General features: G+C 70.8%; 4 protein-coding genes. 2 read left to right on the top strand and 2 right to left on the bottom strand.

Going from position 1 to position 3073, the window contains the following annotated elements:
- The coding region (locus AC27VN_RS37265) for a helix-turn-helix domain-containing protein (protein WP_490879900.1) at positions 1 to 541 on the top strand (541 nt) is incomplete at its 5' end.
- Positions 542 to 545: 4 nt separating this feature from the next.
- On the opposite strand, the gene AC27VN_RS37260 is transcribed toward AC27VN_RS37265, so the two are convergent.
- Positions 546 to 1712 carry an ABC transporter substrate-binding protein gene (locus tag AC27VN_RS37260; protein WP_490879899.1) on the bottom strand — a complete coding sequence of 389 codons (1167 nt, stop codon included), beginning with the start codon at positions 1710 to 1712 and terminating at the stop codon, positions 546 to 548.
- A 248-nt stretch (positions 1713 to 1960) separates the two neighbouring features.
- Here AC27VN_RS37260 and AC27VN_RS37255 point away from each other — a divergent pair, with 248 nt between their 5' ends.
- Entirely contained in the window at positions 1961 to 2269 is a 309-nt protein-coding gene (locus AC27VN_RS37255) for an energy transducer TonB (RefSeq protein ID WP_490879898.1), read from the top strand.
- Positions 2270 to 2281: 12 nt separating this feature from the next.
- On the opposite strand, the gene trmB is transcribed toward AC27VN_RS37255, so the two are convergent.
- The gene (trmB, locus tag AC27VN_RS37250) at positions 2282 to 3025 is read right to left on the bottom strand and encodes a tRNA (guanosine(46)-N7)-methyltransferase TrmB (RefSeq protein ID WP_490879901.1); all 744 of its coding nucleotides are present in this window, start codon (positions 3023 to 3025) and stop codon (positions 2282 to 2284) included.
- Positions 3026 to 3073 lie beyond the last annotated feature (48 nt).

Below are 3073 nucleotides of genomic sequence, written 5' to 3'. Positions count from 1 at the left end.
GGCGGGCCTCACGCTCGCGGCGCTGGCCGAGCAGGCCGGCTTCGGCAAGGCCTATCTCTCGCGCATCGAGAGCGGCCAGAAGGTGCCGCCGATCGGCTCGCTGGCGCGCATCGCGAGCGTGCTGGGCATCGAGGCCGCGAGCCTTCTTACCGACAACACGCATGCGCAGCAGAGCTGGCGCGGCGTGAGCCTGGTGCGGCATGCCGACAAGCGCCCGACCGTGATGGGCGGCAGCGCCTTCGGCTACGACTACTTCGCGCTGACCGACGCCACCACCGACCGCGCGCTGCAGCCCTTCCTGTTCACCTTCCCCGACAAGGTCGACAAGTTCGTGTTCTTCGAGCACGAGGGCGAGGAGATGATGCACGTGCTCACGGGCCGCGTGGAGTGGCAGGTCGGGGTCGACAAGTTCATCCTCGAGCCCGGCGACACGCTGCATTTCGACGCACGCATCCCGCACCGCGGGCATGCGCTCGCGGGGCCGGCCACGGCGCTGGTGGTGATCTATTCGCCCGTGGGCTACCACCCGAACCTGGCCTGAAGCCTCAGCGCAGAACGCGCCCGTCGGCCGAGATGCTGATCAGGTCGATGCTGCGCACGTTGTCGCGCAGGCCCGGGCGCAGGTTGATGCGGAAGCCGCCGACGTCGTAGTCGGTCATCGCGCTCATCACGCGCTGCAGGCTCTGCGGCGTGAAGCCGCGGCCCGCGCGGCGCACCGCCTCGCCCACGGTCTTGGCGGCGATGAAGCCCTCGAGGCCTTCGTAAGAGGGCGCCTGGTCGGAGTTGTCGACCGCGGCGCGGTACTCCTTGACGATCGGGATCGCCGAGGGCCGCGGCGAGGGCACGACCTGCGAGATCACGATGCCGCCGATGTCCTTGCCGAGCTCGGCGTAGAGCGGGTCGATGCCCACGATCGAGAAGGCCATGAAGCTGCCGGTGTAGCCGCTCTTGCGCAGCGCGCGGATGGCATTGGCCGTGGTGCCCGAGAGCGACACCAGCACGATGGCCTGGGGCGCGGGCTTCTGCACGGCCTTGAGCGCATCCTCGAGCGCCTTGCCGCCGCCCGCGGGCACCAGCGCGGTGGCGACCAGCGGCGGCAGCTTGAGTTCGGTCACGGCCTGCTGCACCGCCGCGAGGCCGGCGTGGCCCATCGCGTCGTCGTCGCCCACCAGCGCGATGCGGGTCTGCCCCACGGTAGCGCACTGGCGCACGATCTTCAGTGCCTCGTCGATCATGCCGGGGCGCACATGGAACACGTTGGGATGCGCGGGGCCGCGCAAGGTGTCCGAGGCCGCGAAGGGCGCGAACAGCAGGCTGCCCTGCTGGGTGGCGACCTCGGCGCCGGCATTGCTGCTGGCGGTGCCGACGAAGCCGAACAGCATGTCGGCCTTGTCGCGCGACAGCAGGGTGCGGGCGTTGGCCGCCGCGCGGCTCGCGTCGTAGCCGTCGTCGAGCTGCAGCAGCTTGAGCTGCAGGCCGCTGGCGGCATTGCGTTCGTTGAAGTCGCTCACCGCGAGCCGGCTGCCGGCCGCGAAGGCCAGGCCGATCTCGCCGGCCGTGCCGGTCAGCGGCACCGACTGGCCCAGCAGCACCACGCGGGCGCCTCCGGCCGCGGCCGCGCGGGTGGTCTGCGCGAACGCGCGCGGCCCGGTCGTGCCCAGGGCCAACAGGGCGCCCGTCTTGATCAGCCACTGTCTGCGTGCGTCGTTCATCGGACACCTTTGCTCAAAATAGTAAAAAAGTGTAGCAATTTGGATGCCCGGCGGGAAGTTTTGCGCACTGCAGAATCGCTGGCATGAACAAGATCGCTGTGCTGGCACTGGGATGTGCCGTGGTGGCCGGTTGCACCGACCTGGCTCGGAACAGGGCGCCACAGCCGCCGGAGGCCGGTTTCTCGCAAGGCGGGACCGGGGCGCCAGTGCTGGAGATCGCCGCGCCGCCCACGATCGCGCCCCCGCCCATGGCGGATCCGACACCGGCGCGGCGGCCAGCGCCGGTGTCCGACGCGCGCGTGCTGCAGCGCTCGATCCCGAGCTATCCCTCGCAACTGGCCGAGCAGGGCGTGGCGGGCACGGTGGTCGCGGCCTTCGACGTGAACCCCGAGGGGCGCGCCGACCGCATCCGGATCGTCAGCTCGCCGCATCCGCTGCTGTCGCAGGTGGTGACGAAGTCGCTCGAAGCCTGGCGCTTCGAGCCGGCGCGCGACGCGAACGGCCAGGGCCTGCGCAGCGCGATGCGGCTGCCGTTCCGCTTCGTGGTCGAGGACTGACGCAGGGCGCGCTCAGGCGCGCTCGAACACCAGGTCCCAGACCCCGTGGCCCAGCTTGAGGCCGCGGTTCTCGAACTTGGTCAGCGGCCGGTAGTCGGGCTTGGGCGCGTAGTCGGCGGCGGTGTTGCGCAGCAGCGGCTCGGCCGACAGCACCTCGAGCATCTGCTCGGCATAGGGCTGCCAGTCGGTGGCGCAGTGGATGTAGCCGCCGGGGCGCAGGTGCTGTGCCAGCTTGGTCACGAACTCGGCCTGGATCAGCCGGCGCTTGTTGTGGCGCTTCTTGTGCCAGGGATCGGGAAAGAACACGTGCACGCCGGCCAGCGTGGCGGGCTGCAGCATGTGGTCGAGCACCTCGACGGCGTCGTGCGCGCAGATGCGGATGTTCGGGATGCTCTGCTCGCCGATGCGCTTGAGCAGCGCGCCCACGCCGGGCTCGTGCACCTCGCAGCAGAGGAAGTTGGTGTCGGGCCGCACGGTCGCGATGTGGGCCGTGGCCTCGCCCATGCCGAAGCCGATCTCGAGCACGGTCGGCGCCTCGCGGCCGAAGGCCGCGGCCAGGTCCAGCGTTTCCTCGCGGTAGGGCAGCAGGTACAGCGGGCCCAGCTCGGCGAAGGCGCGTGCCTGGCCGTCGGTGGTGCGGCCGCCGCGCTTGACGAAGCTCTTGAGGCGGCGGTGCAGCGGATGGGGCGAGGTGCTGTCGCCTGCGTCGTCGTCGGCGGGCGGAAGGTCGTGGGACACGGTGTCGGGAGAGGTCATTGCGGCCGCGAATTGTAGAGAGCGCGCCATGCGGGCACCCAGCCGGCC

Source organism: Variovorax sp. 20P10.2.4, from assembly GCF_058244205.1.
The sequence above is the reverse complement of the archived record's forward strand: the minus strand, read 5'-3'. Positions and strand labels throughout refer to the sequence as shown.